At 62.1% G+C, this 14,742-nt stretch carries 12 protein-coding genes; 5 read left to right on the top strand and 7 right to left on the bottom strand.

What is annotated here, in order from left to right; genetic code table 11:
- Positions 1-2: 2 nt before the first annotated feature.
- A complete protein-coding gene (locus tag NL123_RS07825; protein ID WP_494357532.1) occupies positions 3-731 on the top strand; it encodes an alanyl-tRNA editing protein in 729 nt (242 codons plus the stop codon).
- A gap of 70 nt (positions 732-801) precedes the next feature.
- On the opposite strand, the gene prpD is transcribed toward NL123_RS07825, so the two are convergent.
- The 6 genes from prpD to NL123_RS07795 all read right to left on the bottom strand — a co-directional run bounded on the left by prpD (position 802) and on the right by NL123_RS07795 (position 9,251).
- Positions 802-2,286, bottom strand: coding sequence for a 2-methylcitrate dehydratase (prpD, locus tag NL123_RS07820; RefSeq protein ID WP_248483678.1), 1,485 nt, complete (start codon positions 2,284-2,286; stop codon positions 802-804).
- Positions 2,287-2,485: 199 nt separating this feature from the next.
- Positions 2,486-3,676, bottom strand: a complete 1,191-nt coding sequence (prpF, locus tag NL123_RS07815) for a 2-methylaconitate cis-trans isomerase PrpF (protein WP_494357531.1) — start codon at positions 3,674-3,676, stop codon at positions 2,486-2,488.
- A 9-nt stretch (positions 3,677-3,685) separates the two neighbouring features.
- Positions 3,686-6,280 carry a Fe/S-dependent 2-methylisocitrate dehydratase AcnD gene (acnD, locus tag NL123_RS07810; RefSeq protein WP_494357530.1) on the bottom strand — a complete coding sequence of 865 codons (2,595 nt, stop codon included), beginning with the start codon at positions 6,278-6,280 and terminating at the stop codon, positions 3,686-3,688.
- A gap of 198 nt (positions 6,281-6,478) precedes the next feature.
- The gene (gene prpC / locus NL123_RS07805; RefSeq protein ID WP_310863377.1) at positions 6,479-7,606 is read right to left on the bottom strand and encodes a bifunctional 2-methylcitrate synthase/citrate synthase; all 1,128 of its coding nucleotides are present in this window, start codon (positions 7,604-7,606) and stop codon (positions 6,479-6,481) included.
- 41 nt (positions 7,607-7,647) lie between these two features.
- Entirely contained in the window at positions 7,648-8,541 is an 894-nt protein-coding gene (gene prpB, locus NL123_RS07800; protein WP_021491517.1) for a methylisocitrate lyase, read from the bottom strand.
- A complete protein-coding gene (locus NL123_RS07795; protein WP_058427390.1) occupies positions 8,541-9,251 on the bottom strand; it encodes a GntR family transcriptional regulator in 711 nt (236 codons plus the stop codon). Before NL123_RS07795 ends, prpB begins: the two co-directional genes overlap by 1 nt.
- 270 nt (positions 9,252-9,521) lie before the next feature.
- On the opposite strand from NL123_RS07795, the gene rloA reads away from it, so the two are divergent.
- Genes rloA through pabB form a run of 4 tightly spaced genes read left to right on the top strand, consistent with a single transcriptional unit; the run spans position 9,522 to position 13,926 of the window.
- Positions 9,522-10,058, top strand: a complete 537-nt coding sequence (rloA, locus tag NL123_RS07790; protein ID WP_248483688.1) for a retropepsin-like aspartic peptidase RloA — start codon at positions 9,522-9,524, stop codon at positions 10,056-10,058.
- Positions 10,059-10,063: 5 nt separating this feature from the next.
- Positions 10,064-11,596, top strand: coding sequence for an osmotic stress tolerance membrane protein RloB (gene rloB / locus NL123_RS07785; RefSeq protein ID WP_058427392.1), 1,533 nt, complete (start codon positions 10,064-10,066; stop codon positions 11,594-11,596).
- Positions 11,596-12,582, top strand: coding sequence for an alpha-L-glutamate ligase-like protein (locus NL123_RS07780; RefSeq protein ID WP_071493892.1), 987 nt, complete (start codon positions 11,596-11,598; stop codon positions 12,580-12,582). Before rloB ends, NL123_RS07780 begins: the two co-directional genes overlap by 1 nt.
- Positions 12,583-13,926 (top strand): aminodeoxychorismate synthase component I, encoded by a 1,344-nt coding sequence (gene pabB / locus NL123_RS07775; protein WP_494357529.1) that lies wholly within the window; start codon positions 12,583-12,585, stop codon positions 13,924-13,926.
- 123 nt (positions 13,927-14,049) lie between these two features.
- On the opposite strand, the gene thrH is transcribed toward pabB, so the two are convergent.
- Complete coding sequence (gene thrH, locus NL123_RS07770; protein ID WP_102592290.1) at positions 14,050-14,667, bottom strand: bifunctional phosphoserine phosphatase/homoserine phosphotransferase ThrH; 618 nt, start codon at positions 14,665-14,667, stop codon at positions 14,050-14,052.
- Between the last annotated feature and the right edge of the window lie 75 nt (positions 14,668-14,742).

Raw genomic sequence — 14,742 nt, 5'->3', positions numbered from 1 at the left:
ACATGTCCGTGCACACCATGGAAACCCTGGCGCTGTTCGACAGCGCGCCCTACCAGAACGCCTTCAGCGCCCGGGTGATTGCCGTCAGCGAACACGGCGTCGCCCTGGAACACACGTTGTTCTACCCCACCGGGGGCGGGCAGCCAGGCGACACGGGGCACCTCACCCTGGCGGACGGTACGCGGGTCGAAGTGACCGGCACAGTGCGCGACCCGGTGCAGCGCTCGATCATCTGGCACCAGGTGGAACACTGCCCCGAGCAATTGACCGCCGGAGTGCAGGTGGACGCCGGCCTCGACTGGGACCGGCGCTACCAGCACATGAAGATGCACACCTGCCTGCACCTGTTGTGCTCGATCATCGACGCGCCGGTCACCGGATGCAGCATCAGCGCAGACAAAGGCCGCCTGGATTTCGACCTGCCGGAAATGACCCTCGACAAAGACCGCATCACCCGCGACCTCAATGCGCTGATCGAACAGGCCCACCCGGTGAAAACCCTGTCGATGCCGGCCACCGAGTACGCCACCCTGCTGCAGATCACCCGCACCCAAGCGGTGGCACCGCCGGTGATTCAGGGTGCGGTGCGGGTGATTGAAATCGCCGGCATCGATATCCAACCGTGCGGCGGCACCCATGTGCTCAACACCGAAGAAATCAGCCGGGTGTTCTGCGAGAAGATCGAGAAGAAGAGCAAACACAACCGCAGAGTCATACTGCGATTCGAGTGAACACGGTGAACTGTGGGAGCCCCCCCCTCCCACATTCATTGGGTTTCCACAGATAAATACAGGGTGTCTGCTAGATCACGAAAAGATCAACAAACCGGTTTACCGGCGTCGCCTCAAGCCGCGCCTGATCTTTGCACAACGCAAAAATCTCGGCGCTGCGCTGCGCGGTAAACCGTGTGGCCAGGTTGGCCTTGAACTTGTCTTCCAATAACGGAATGCCATCCACCCGGCGACGGCGATGGCCGATCGGGTACTCCACCGCCACCTGCTCGGTGCTGCTCCCATCCTTGAAGAACACCTGCACCGCGTTGGCGATGGAACGCTTGTCAGCCTCCAGGTATTCGCGGCTGTAGCGTGGGTCTTCGACGATGACCATTTTGTCCCGCAGCGCGTCGATGATCGGATGGGCGGCGTGGAATTCGTCTTCGTACTGCTCCGCCACCAGATTGCCGAACGCCAACGGCACGGCGGTCATGTATTGCAGGCAATGGTCACGGTCCGCGGCGTTGGCCAGTTGGCCGACCTTGGAAATGATGCGAATCGCCGACTCATGGGTGGTGATGACGATACGTTCGATTTCCTGCAGGCGATCCTTGACCAATGGATGCAAGGTCACCGCCGCTTCGCAGGCTGTTTGCGCGTGGAACTCGGCGGGGAAGCTGATCTTGAACAGCACGTTTTCCATCACATAGGTGCCGTAGGGCTGGGACAGGCTGAACCCGCGCTTGTCCTGCGGCTTGAGCGCCAGGTCCTTGTTGGTGTGGCTGAACAATACGTCGTAGAACCCCCACTGCGGTGCGCTTAATACACCGGGGATGCCCATTTCGCCGCGCATCGCGATATCCGCCAGGCGCACACCCCGGCTGGAGGCATCACCCGCCGCCCAGGATTTGCGCGAACCGGCATTCGGCGCATGCCGGTACGTACGCAACGCCTGCCCATCGACAAATGCGTGGGACAAGGCCGCGAGCAGTTGCTCACGGTTGGCGCCCATCAGCTTGGCGGTCACCGCCGTGGAGGCGACTTTTACCAGCAGCACATGGTCGAGGCCGACACGGTTGAACGAGTTTTCCAGGGCAATCACGCCTTGGATTTCGTGGGCCATGATCATCGCTTCCAGCACCGCGCGCAGGGTCAGCGGTGTGTCACCGTTGGCCACGCGCTTTTGCGACAGGTGGTCGGCCACGGCGAGAATGCCGCCGAGGTTGTCCGACGGGTGGCCCCACTCGGCGGCGAGCCAGGTATCGTTGTAGTCGAGCCAACGTACGATGCAGCCGATGTCCCACGCCGCCTTGACCGGATCCAGCCGGAACGAAGTGCCCGGTACACGAGCGCCGAACGGCACCACCGTGCCCTCGACCACCGGCCCCAGGTGCTTGGTGCACTCCGGGAAACGCAGGGCCAGCAGGCCGCAGCCCAGCGTGTCCATCAGGCAGTTGCGGGCGGTGTCCAATGCGGCCTGGGAATCGATCCGGTAAGTGAGGACATAGTCGGCGATGTCCTGCAGGACCTGGTCGTACTCGGGACGGTTGTTCTGGTCGACGTTGGCGCTCATGGCAGTACTCCAAAAAGGGGTTGGGGTCAGTCCTCGGGCTCACGGTTATTGAGGGCAGATCTAAGGTGTCCGCCTTGGAATAAAGATCACCTGTGGGAGGGGGCTTGCCCCCGATGGCAGTGGATCGGTGGATGAATCTGTCGACTGGAACACCGCTATCGGGGGCAAGCCCCCTCCCACATTGGATAGAGGAGGACCTTTAGAAAGCATCGCCGGGGATGCGTACGAAGCCTTCCATCAGCACTCGGGCGCTGCGGCTCATGATGGCTTTTTTTACCACCCATTCGCCCTCCACCTGGGTGGCTTCAGCGCCGACGCGCAAGGTACCGGACGGATGCCCGAAGCGCACCGCGTTGCGCTCAATACCGCCCGCCGCCAAGTTGACCAACGTCCCGGAAATCGCCGCCGCCGTGCCGATTGCCACCGCCGCCGTGCCCATCATCGCGTGGTGCAACTTGCCCATGGACAGCGCACGCACCAGCAGGTCCACATCACCCGCCTTGATCGCCTTGCCACTGGACGCCACGTAGTCGGCCGGCTTGGCCACAAACGCCACCTTCGGCGTGTGTTGGCGTTGGGCGGCTTCGTCCAGGTGCTGGATCAGGCCCATGCGCAACGCGCCATAAGCCCGCACGGTCTCGAACATTGCCAGGGCTTTCGGGTCGCTGTTGATCGCGCCTTGCAGCTCGGTGCCGGTGTAGCCGAGGTCTTCGGCGTTGATAAAGATGGTCGGGATACCGGCGTTGATCAGCGTTGCCTTGAAGGTGCCGACGCCAGGCACTTCCAGGTCGTCCACCAGGTTGCCGGTGGGGAACATCGAACCACCGCCGCCCTCTTCATCCGCTGCCGGGTCCATGAATTCCAACTGCACTTCGGCGGCCGGAAAGGTCACGCCATCCAGTTCGAAGTCGCCAGTTTCCTGTACCGCGCCGTCAGTGATCGGCACGTGGGCAATGATGGTCTTGCCGATGTTGGCTTGCCAGATACGCACCACAGCCACGCCGTTGTGGGGCAGGCGTGCCGGATCGACCAGGCCGGCGCTGATGGCAAAGGAACCGACCGCCGCCGACAGGTTGCCGCAGTTGCCGCTCCAATCAACGAAGGGTTTGTCGATGGAGACCTGGCCGAACAGGTAATCCACGTCATGATCGGCGCGAGTGCTTTTGGCCAGGATCACGGTTTTGCTGGTGCTCGAGGTGGCGCCGCCCATGCCGTCGATTTGCTTGTCGTAGGGGTCGGGGCTGCCGATTACCCGTAACAGCAAGGCGTCACGCGCAGCCCCCGGCACCTGCGCCGGTTCGGGCAGGTCCGTGAGGCTGAAAAACACACCCTTGCTGGTGCCGCCACGCATGTAGGTGGCAGGGATCTTGATTTGCGCTACGTGTGCCATGGTGTCCTCTCAGGCTGTCGCCGCCGATTCCAGGAAGTCCTGGGCAAAACGCTGCAACACGCCGCCCGCCTCGTAGATCGACACTTCTTCGGCGGTGTCGAGGCGGCAGGTCACCGGCACCTCGACACGTTCGCCATTCTTGCGGTTGATCACCAGGGTCAACTGCGCGCGCGGAGTGCGCGCACCGACCACGTCATAGGTCTCGCTGCCATCAATCTTCAGGGTGTGGCGGTCGGTGCCCGGCAGGAACTCCAGCGGCAGCACGCCCATGCCCACCAGGTTGGTGCGATGGATGCGCTCGAACCCTTCGGCGGCAATCGCCTCCACACCGGCCAGGCGCACGCCCTTGGCCGCCCAGTCGCGGGACGAGCCCTGGCCGTAGTCGGCGCCGGCAATGATGATCAGCGGCTGCTTACGCTCCATGTAGGTCTCGATGGCTTCCCACATCCGCGTGACCTGGCCTTCCGGCTCGATGCGCGCCAGGGAACCCTGCTTGACCTTGCCGTTTTCCACCACCATTTCGTTGAACAGTTTCGGGTTGGCGAAGGTTGCGCGCTGCGCGGTCAAGTGGTCGCCACGGTGGGTCGCGTAGGAGTTGAAGTCGACTTCCGGCAGGCCCATTTTCGCCAGGTATTCGCCGGCGGCGCTGTCGAGCATGATCGCGTTGGACGGCGACAAGTGGTCGGTGGTGATGTTGTCCGGCAGCACCGCCAATGGGCGCATGCCCTTGAGCGGACGGGCACCGGCCAGGGCGCCTTCCCAGTACGGCGGACGGCGGATGTAGGTGCTTTGCGGGCGCCAGTCGTACAGCGGCGCGACTTTCGGGCCGGTGTCTTCGTGGATGGCGAACATCGGGATGTAGACCTGGCGGAACTGCTCCGGCTTGACCGAGGCCTTGACCACTGCGTCGATCTCTTCGTCGCTCGGCCAGATGTCCTGCAGGCGGATTTCCTTGCCGTTGGCGTCGAGGCCGAGCACGTCTTTTTCGATGTCGAAGCGGATGGTGCCGGCAATCGCGTACGCCACCACCAGCGGTGGCGACGCGAGGAATGCTTGCTTGGCGTAGGGGTGGATTCGCCCGTCGAAGTTGCGGTTGCCCGACAGCACAGCGGTGGCGTACAGGTCGCGGTCGATGATTTCCTGCTGGATCACCGGGTCGAGTGCGCCGGACATGCCGTTGCAGGTGGTGCAGGCGAACGCCACCACGCCGAAGCCGAGCTTTTCCAGCTCATGGCCCAGGCCGGCTTCTTCCAGGTACATGGCCACGGTTTTCGAGCCGGGTGCCAGGGACGATTTGACCCACGGCTTGCGCGTCAGCCCCAGCTTGTTGGCGTTGCGCGCCAGCAGGCCTGCGGCGATCACGTTGCGCGGGTTGCTGGTGTTGGTGCAACTGGTGATGGCGGCGATGATCACCGCGCCGTCAGGCATTTGGCCGGGCACTTCGTCCCACTGGCCGGAAATACCCTTGGACGCCAGATCGCTGGTCGCTAAACGAGCATGCGGGTTGCTCGGCCCGGCCATGTTGCGCACGACGCTGGACAGATCGAAGGTCAGCCCACGCTCGTACTGCGCGCCCTTGAGGTCATCGGCCCACAGACCGGTGTGGCGAGCATATTGCTCCACCAGGGTGACTTGCTCGTCTTCACGGCCGGTGAGTTTCAGGTAGGCGATGGTCTGCTGGTCGATGTAGAACATCGCCGCGGTCGCGCCGTATTCCGGGGCCATGTTGGAGATGGTTGCACGGTCGCCAAGGGTCAGTGCCGAGGCGCCTTCGCCGAAGAACTCCAGCCAGGCGCCGACCACCTTCTGTTGACGCAGGAACTCGGTCAGCGCCAGCACCATGTCGGTGGCGGTGATGCCGGGTTGCAGCTTGCCCGTCAGTTCAACGCCGACGCTTTCCGGCAGGCGCATCCACGAGGCGCGACCGAGCATCACGCTCTCGGCTTCCAGGCCGCCGACACCGATGGCGATCACGCCCAGGGCATCCACGTGGGGTGTGTGGCTGTCGGTGCCAACGCAGGTATCGGGGAAGGCCACGCCGTCGCGCACCTGGATCACCGGGGACATTTTCTCCAGGTTGATCTGGTGCATGATGCCGTTGCCGGGCGGGATCACGTCGACGTTCTTGAAGGCCTTCTTGGTCCACTCGATGAAGTGGAAACGGTCTTCGTTGCGACGGTCTTCGATGGCGCGGTTTTTCTCGAATGCGTCCGGGTCGAAACCGCCGGCTTCGACGGCCAGGGAGTGGTCGACGATCAGTTGGGTCGGCACCACCGGGTTGACCTGGGCCGGGTCACCGCCTTGCAGGGCGATGGCATCACGCAGGCCGGCGAGGTCGACCAGGGCGGTCTGGCCGAGGATGTCGTGGCAGACGACGCGGGCCGGGAACCATGGGAAATCGAGGTCACGCTTGCGTTCGATCAACTGGCTCAGGGATGCATTGAGGGTGGCCGGGTCACAACGGCGCACGAGGTTTTCCGCAAGCACGCGGGAGGTGTACGGCAAGGTGGCGTAGGCACCGGGGGTGATTGCCTCGACAGCCGCGCGGGCGTCGAAGAAATCCAGGCGGCTGCCGGGGAGCGGTTTGCGAAATTCAGTGTTCATCGTCAGGACTCGGTCACGGTGATAACAAAGGGAGGACCTGCACCGATCCAGAATTGAAATGCGGTCAAATGTGGGAGGGGGCTTGCCCCCGATGGCGGTGGGTCTGTGCCAGCTGCATCAACTGACAGACTGCAATCGGGGGCAAGCCCCCTCCCACATTTGATCCGGTTAACAATTCGGGATGGTCGGCATTCCCATTCAGCGACGTTCGATTGGCACGAACTTGCGCTGCTCAACGCCGGTGTATTCGGCGCTTGGACGGATGATGCGGTTGTTGGCGCGCTGTTCGAACACATGCGCCGCCCAGCCCGTCAGGCGCGAGCACACGAAGATCGGGGTGAACAGCTTGGTCGGGATGCCCATGAAGTGGTACGCCGAGGCGTGGTAGAAGTCGGCGTTGGGGAACAGCTTCTTCTGTTCCCACATGGTCTTGTCGATGGCTTCGGAGACCGGGAACAGCACCTTGTCGCCCACCTCGTCCGCAAGCTTTTTCGACCAGCCCTTGATCACTTCATTACGCGGGTCGCTGTCTTTGTAGATCGCGTGGCCGAAGCCCATGATCTTGTCCTTGCGCGCCAGCATGCCGAGGGTGCCTTCGACCGCTTCTTCAGCCGACGAGAAACGCTCGATCATCTCCATCGCCGCCTCGTTGGCGCCGCCGTGCAGCGGGCCGCGCAGCGAGCCGATGGCGGCGGTGACGCAGGAATACAGGTCGGACAGGGTCGAGGCACACACCCGGGCGGTGAACGTCGAGGCGTTGAATTCGTGTTCCGCGTAGAGGATCAGCGACACGTTCATCACCTTGACGTGCAACTCGCTGGGCTTCTTGCCGTGCAGCAGGTGCAGGAAGTGGCCGCCGATGCTCGGCTCGTCGGTCACGCAGTCGATGCGCTTGCCGTCGTGGCTGAAGCGGTACCAGTAGCACATGATTGCCGGGAACGCGGCGAGCAGGCGGTCGGTAACGTCGCGCTGCACGCTGAAGTCTTTTTCCGGCTCGATATTGCCGAGGAAGGAGCAACCGGTGCGCATCACGTCCATCGGGTGCGCATCGGCGGGGATGCGCTCCAGCACTTCCTTCAGCGCTTGCGGCAGGTCGCGCAGCTTGCCCAGCTTGGCGCTGTAGGCGGCCAACTCGGTCTTGGTCGGCAGCTCGCCGTACAGCAGCAGGTAGGCGACTTCTTCAAATTGCGCATCAGCAGCCAGTTCGCGCACGTCGTAGCCGCGATAGGTCAGGCCGGCACCGGCCTGGCCCACGGTGGACAATGCGGTCTGCCCGGCCACCTGGCCACGCAGGCCGGCCCCACTCAATACTTTTGCTTCAGCCATGTCTGTTCTCCAATCTTGAATTTATTTGGGAGTGCGCCGGGTTATTTTTTCGCGGCAAACAGCGCGTCGAGCTTCTGCTCGAAGGTGTGGTAGTCGATGCGATCGTAAAGCTCCATGCGGGTCTGCATGGTGTCGATCACGTTCTGTTGGGTGCCGTCGCGACGGATCGCGGTGTAGACGTTCTCGGCGGCCTTGTTCATGGCGCGGAAAGCCGAGAGCGGGTACAGCACGATGGAAACATCGGCAGATTTCAACTGTTCGGTGGTGTACAGCGGCGTGGCGCCGAACTCGGTGATGTTGGCCAGGATCGGTGCCTTCACGCGGGAGGCGAACAGTTTGTACATCTCCAGCTCGGTGATGGCTTCCGGGAAGACCATGTCGGCGCCGGCCTCGATGCAGGCGGCGGCACGTTCCAGCGCGGATTCCAGGCCTTCGACCGCCAGCGCATCGGTACGCGCCATGATCACGAAGCTGTCATCGGTGCGCGCATCCACGGCGGCCTTGATACGGTCGACCATTTCCTGCTGGGACACGATTTCCTTGTTCGGGCGATGACCGCAACGCTTGGCGCCGACCTGATCTTCGATATGGATAGCCGCCGCGCCAAACTTGATCATCGACTTGACGGTGCGCGCCACGTTGAACGCCGAGGAGCCGAAGCCGGTGTCCACATCCACCAGCAACGGCAGGTCGCACACGTCGGTGATGCGGCGTACGTCGGTCAGTACGTCGTCCAGGCCGGTGATGCCCAGGTCCGGCACACCCAGGGAGCCAGCCGCCACCCCGCCACCCGACAGGTAGATCGCCTTGAACCCGGCACGCTTGGCCAGCAGTGCGTGGTTGGCGTTGATTGCGCCGACCACCTGCAGCGGGTGTTCACTGGCGACCGCGTCACGGAAACGCTGGCCTGGAGTCGTCTTGTTATTGGAACTCATCATTCACCTCGTGATGGGGGAGTGCCGTCCGGGAAGTGACGGGCAATATTGCGTTTGGATGCGCCGATATGCCGGCGCATCAACAGTTCGGCCAGTTCACCGTCGCGATCGGCAATCGCGTCAAGAATGCGGTGGTGCTCGGCAAAGGCCTGGCGTGGACGATTGGGGGTGGCGGAAAACTGGATGCGGTACATGCGCACCAATTGGTACAGCTCGCCGCAGAGCATCTGCGTCAGGGTGCGGTTACCAGCGCCCTGGATGATTCGGTAGTGGAAGTCGAAGTCGCCCTCCTGCTGGTAATAGCCGAGGCCGGCCTGGAAGGCTTCGTCGCGTTCATGGGTGTGCAGCACCTGGCGCAGTTCTTCGATTTCCGCGTCGGTCATGCGCTCGGCGGCCAGGCGACAGGCCATGCCTTCGAGGGATTCGCGGATTTCGTAGAGTTCGATCAGTTCGTCGTGGCTCAGCGACACCACCCGGGCGCCAACGTGGGGCACGCGCACCAGCAGGCGCTGGCCTTCCAGGCGGTGGATCGCCTCACGCAGCGGGCCACGGCTGATGCCGTAGGTGCGCGCCAGCTCTGGCTCGGAGATCTTGCTGCCGGGCGCGATCTCCCCCTTGACGATGGCGGCCTGGATACGTCGGAAGACGTTCTCGGACATGGTCTGTGAATCGTCTTGCGCCACCACTGGGGATTCCAGCTGATCCAGCATATTGTCGACACCTTTAAAAGCAATGCCGCAAAAACTAGCCAATCAGCCCAGGATAGTCAAAGAATAAATCCATATTGTCGACAATCGTCTAATAACCAGGGTTGCACCCAATAGGGGCATGGCCGCCTGCCAGCGCTGGCGCCAAAAAAGCATCATGTTAGAATGCCCGGCACTTTTGCCTGACATCATTGGATGAAACGGCGTACGAGGGAGTTTGCGCAGCAATGCCAGTCGCCTTGAATTGAACATCGCACTGCCGCCTCGGGATCTATGAGACTCAAACCCTTCCTTCTATTAATGTGCCTGTTAACCGCACCCGGCCTCGGCGCTGCCGCCGAGAAGACCGTCTATGGCCTCAACGAATACGCCCAACTGGCCGGTATCGACCTGGAAGTCGCGGCCAAACTGGATACCGGGGCCAAGACCGCCTCGCTCAGTGCCCGTGATATCAAGCGCTTCAAGCGCAACGGCGAATCCTGGGTGCGCTTCTACCTAGCCATCGACACCGCCCATTCCCATCCCATCGAGCGTCCCCTGGCCCGCGTCAGCAAGATCAAGCGCCGCGCCGGTGACTACGACCCCGATGAGGACAAGAACTACACCGCCCGTCCGGTGATTGCCCTGGATATCTGCATGGGCACTGCTTTACGCAGCATCGAAGTGAACTTGACTGACCGCAGCGCATTCCAATACCCGCTGCTGATCGGCTCCGAAGCGCTGAAACGCTTTGATGCGCTGGTCGACCCCAGTCTTAAATACGCAGCAGGCAAACCCGCCTGCGCCGCCGACGCTCATACCGCCGAGTAAACCGAATGCGCTCTCTGACCCTGCACCTGAAGATCCTGATCACCATCCTGGTGGTTTTGGGTATTTCGGTCACCGCTTATCAGATCTTCGTGCTGGGGATCCCCGTCACCGAGGACGCCACCGACGACTTGTGGAACATCGACGCCAAGGTCGAATTCGTCGCCAACCCGAAAGACCCGGTGAAGATCCAGATGTTCGTGCCGCCCTTGAGCCGCGACTTCGTCAGCCTCAACGAAAGCTTCATCTCGAATAACTATGGGGTGAGCGTCAACCGCATCGACGGCAACCGTAAGGTCACCTGGTCGGCCCGCCGCGCCAAGGGCAACCAGACCCTGTATTACCGCCTGGTGCTGACCAAGCGCTACAGCGGCGAAAAAGTCAAAGTGAAGGGCCCCACGTTCCGCGACAGCATTGCCGTGGAAGGCCCGGAAAAAATCGCCGCCGAAGCGCTGCTGGCACCGATCCGCCAGCACTCGGCCGACGTCGAGACGTTTATCACCGAAGCGATCAAGCGCACCAACAACCTCAACGACGACAACGTGAAGCTGCTGCTGGCGGGAGACCCGTCGACGCCGCACAAAGCCAAGATCGTCGAATTGCTGCTGTCCATCGCCCATGTGCCGGTGGAAAAAGTCCACACCATCCGCCTGGTCGCCGACCAGCCGCAAACCCCGGAGCTGTGGCTGCGCAGCTTCAACGGCAATGACTGGTTGTACTTCAACCCGGAAACCGGCGAACAGGGCCTGCCCGCCGACCGCCTGCTGTGGTGGACCGGTGATGAAAACCTGATCACCGTCGACGGCGGCAAGAAGGCCATGGTGACCTTCAGCCTGAACAACAGCGAGATGAACGCGATTCGCCTGGCCAAGTTGACCGACGAGAACACCGACGCCAACTTCCTCGAATACTCGCTGTACGGCTTGCCGCTGCAAACCCAGCAGACCTTCATGATCATGGTGATGATCCCGATCGGCGTCCTGGTGATCCTGATCCTGCGCAACCTGATCGGCCTGCAGACATTAGGCACGTTCACCCCGGTGCTGATCGCCCTGGCGTTCCGCGAGACGCAACTGGGCTTCGGGATTGTGCTGTTCACGATTATCACGGCGCTGGGGCTGTCGCTCAGGTCGTACCTGGAACACCTGAAATTGCAGATGCTGCCGAGACTTTCGGTGGTGCTGACCTTCGTGGTGGTGCTGATTGCGGCCATCAGCCTGTTCAGCCATAAATTGGGGCTGGAGCGCGGGCTGTCGGTGGCGCTGTTCCCGATGGTGATTCTGACCATGACCATCGAACGCCTGTCGATCACCTGGGAAGAACGCGGCGCCAACCATGCGCTGAAAGTGGCGATTGGTACGCTGTTCGCGGCGTCCCTGGCACACCTGATCATGAGCGTGCCGGAACTGATCTACTTCGTGTTCACCTTCCCGGCGATCCTGCTGATCCTGGTGGGTTTCATGCTGGCCATGGGGCGTTATCGCGGTTACCGCCTGACCGAGTTGGTGCGTTTCAAGGCCTTCTTGAAGGCTGACCAGTAATGTTCGGCTTCTGGAAGACCTGGAAAGCCCTGGAAGCGCGCGGGATCATGGGCATCAACCGGCGTAACGCCGACTACGTGCTCAAGTACAACAAGCGCAGCCTTTACCCGATCGTGGATGACAAGATCATCACCAAGGAACGCGCGTTGGCGGCCGGCATCCACGTGCCGGAAATGTACGGGGTGATCAGCACCGAGAAGGAAATCGACAAGCTCGACGAGATCATCGGTGGGCGCAGCGACTTCGTGATCAAGCCGGCCCAGGGCGCTGGCGGTGACGGCATCCTGGTGGTCGCCGACCGCTTTGAAGGACGCTACCGCACGGTGTCCGGCAAGATCATCAGCCATGAAGAAATCGAGCATCAGATTTCTAGCATCCTCACCGGCCTGTACTCCCTGGGCGGCCACCGTGATCGTGCGTTGATCGAGTACCGCGTGGTGCCCGACCAGATCTTCAAGAGCATCAGCTACGAAGGCGTGCCGGACATCCGCATCATCGTGCTGATGGGCTACCCGGTGATGGCCATGCTGCGCTTGCCGACCCGCCAGTCGGGCGGCAAGGCCAACCTGCACCAGGGTGCCATTGGCGTGGGTGTGGACCTTGCCACCGGCCTGACCCTGCGCGGCACCTGGCTGAACAACATCATTACCAAACACCCCGACACCACCAATGCGGTGGATGGCGTGCAATTGCCCAACTGGGATGGGTTCATGAAGCTCGCCGCCGGCTGCTATGAGTTATGCGGGCTGGGCTATATCGGCGTGGACATGGTGCTGGACCAGGAGAAAGGCCCTTTGATCCTGGAGCTGAATGCGCGGCCTGGGCTGAATATCCAGATTGCCAATGACTGCGGTTTGACCCTGCGTACCCATGCAGTGGAAGCGCGGTTGGAGGAGCTGAACGCCGCTGGCGTGACGGAAACGCCGGAGGAGCGGGTGAAGTTCGTTCAAGAAATGTTTGGGCATATTCCACCGGTTGAAGGCTAAATGCTGACCTGCTCTGTACACCCGCTGCCCTATCGAGCCAACCCCGCCGAGTATTTCGCGGCGATTCGCCATGCGCCTGGCGCGGTGCTGCTGGACAGCGGCCGGCCGGCGGCTGAGCGTGGCCGGTATGACCTGCTGAGTGCCTGGCCGAACGTCACGTTGACAGTATCGCCCGATGAAAGCGGTGGCGAGTTCTTGCAACGTTTGCGGAAAAATCTCACGCAGCTAGGTGAAGCAAATCTGCCCGCCGGGTATGAGCTGCCGTTTGCCGGTGGACTGATCGGCTACCTGAGCTATGACTTTGGTCGGCATCTGGAGCAAATGCCGCATCTGGCAACGGACGACCTGCACCTGCCGGATGCGCGCTTTGGCCTGTATGCCTGGGCGTTTACCAGTGATCACCAGGCGCAGACCAGCCAGTTGGTGTTCCATCCCACCCTGGCCGAGCACGAACGGCAGCGGTTGATCGCGTTGTTCAGCCATGACGTTGCCGACACATCGGCGACGTTCAAACTCCAGGGCCCCATGACGCCGGACCTCACCGCCGAGGCTTACCGTCAGGCCATTGTGCGTATCCAGGATTACATCCAGGCCGGAGACTGTTACCAGGTCAACTTCGCCCAGCGTTTCCGCGCGCCGTGCAGCGGTGATCCATGGGTCGCTTACTGCGCCCTGCGCGAAGCCTGCCCGACGCCGTTCTCCGGATTCCAGAGCCTGCCGGACGAGGGTGCGGTGCTGAGCCTGTCGCCAGAGCGTTTCGTGCACATCAGCAAACGCCAGGTCGAAACCCGCCCGATCAAAGGCACCCGCCCACGCGGCCTGACGCCTCAGGAAGACGCGGCCAACGCCGCCGAACTGCTGGCCAGCCCCAAGGACCGCGCCGAAAACCTGATGATTGTCGACCTGCTGCGCAACGACCTCGGTCGCACCTGCCGCACCGGCTCGGTCAGCGTGCCGGAGTTGTTCAGCCTGGAAAGCTATCCCAACGTGCACCACTTGGTGAGCAGCGTCATCGGCGAGCTGGCCGACGGCAAGGACGCGCTCGACCTGATCGCCGGCAGCTTCCCAGGCGGCTCCATCACCGGCGCGCCGAAGATCCGCGCGATGCAGATCATCGACGAGCTGGAGCCGACTCGCCGTGGGTTGTACTGCGGCTCGCTGGTGTATCTGGATGTGCGCGGCGAAATGGACAGTTCCATCGCCATTCGCAGTTTGCTGGTGAAGGATGGCCAGGTTTGTTGCTGGGGCGGCGGCGGGATTGTCGCGGACTCGGAATGGGAGGCGGAGTACCAGGAGTCGCTGACGAAGGTGCGGGTGTTGTTGGAGACACTGGACGGTTTGTAGTGACTGGGCTGGCCTCTTCGCGGGCAAGCCCGCTCCCACATTTGACTGCATTCTCATGATGGAACTCGGTCAAGTGTGGGAGCTGGCTTGCCTGCGAAGAGGCCATCAGCCGCGCTGAAAGCCTTACAGGCTCAACGACCGATTCGAGGCCTTGATGAACTCTTTCTTCAAATCCTCAAACGTATGCACCGCCGGGAACTGCGGGAATTCGCGGATCACGTTTTCCGGCGCATGGAACAGAATCCCACGGTCGGCTTCGCCCAGCATGGTGGTGTCGTTGTAGGAGTCGCCGGCGGCGATCACGCGGTAGTAGAGGGTCTTGAAGGCCAATACCGACTGGCGCTTCGGATCTTTCTGGCGCAGTTGGTAACTCACCACACGGTCAGTTTCGTCGGTAATCAGCCGGTGGCACAGCAGGGTCGGGAAACCCAGCTGACGCATCAGCGGCTGGGAGAATTCGTAGAAGGTGTCGGACAGGATCACCACCTGGAAGCGCTCGCGCAGCCAGTTGACGAACTCGACGGCGCCATCCAGCGGTTTGAGGGTGGCGATCACTGCCTGGATGTCGGCGAGCTTGAGCCCGTGCTCGTCGAGGATGCGCAGGCGCTGCTTCATCAGTACGTCGTAGTCGGGAATGTCCCGGGTGGTGGCGCGCAGGGATTCAATACCGGTTTTTTCGGCGAAGGCGATCCAGATTTCCGGAACCAGTACCCCTTCCAGGTCGAGACAGGCAATTTCCACAAGACACTCCCTTATAGATGTTGTTGGTTGAGCGAGCAAAAGGACTGCCGAACTCTAGCGATTCATGCTCGCCGC

Source organism: Pseudomonas sp. FBCC-B1565, from assembly GCF_059133265.1.
This window is presented reverse-complemented; position numbering and strand designations above follow the sequence as displayed.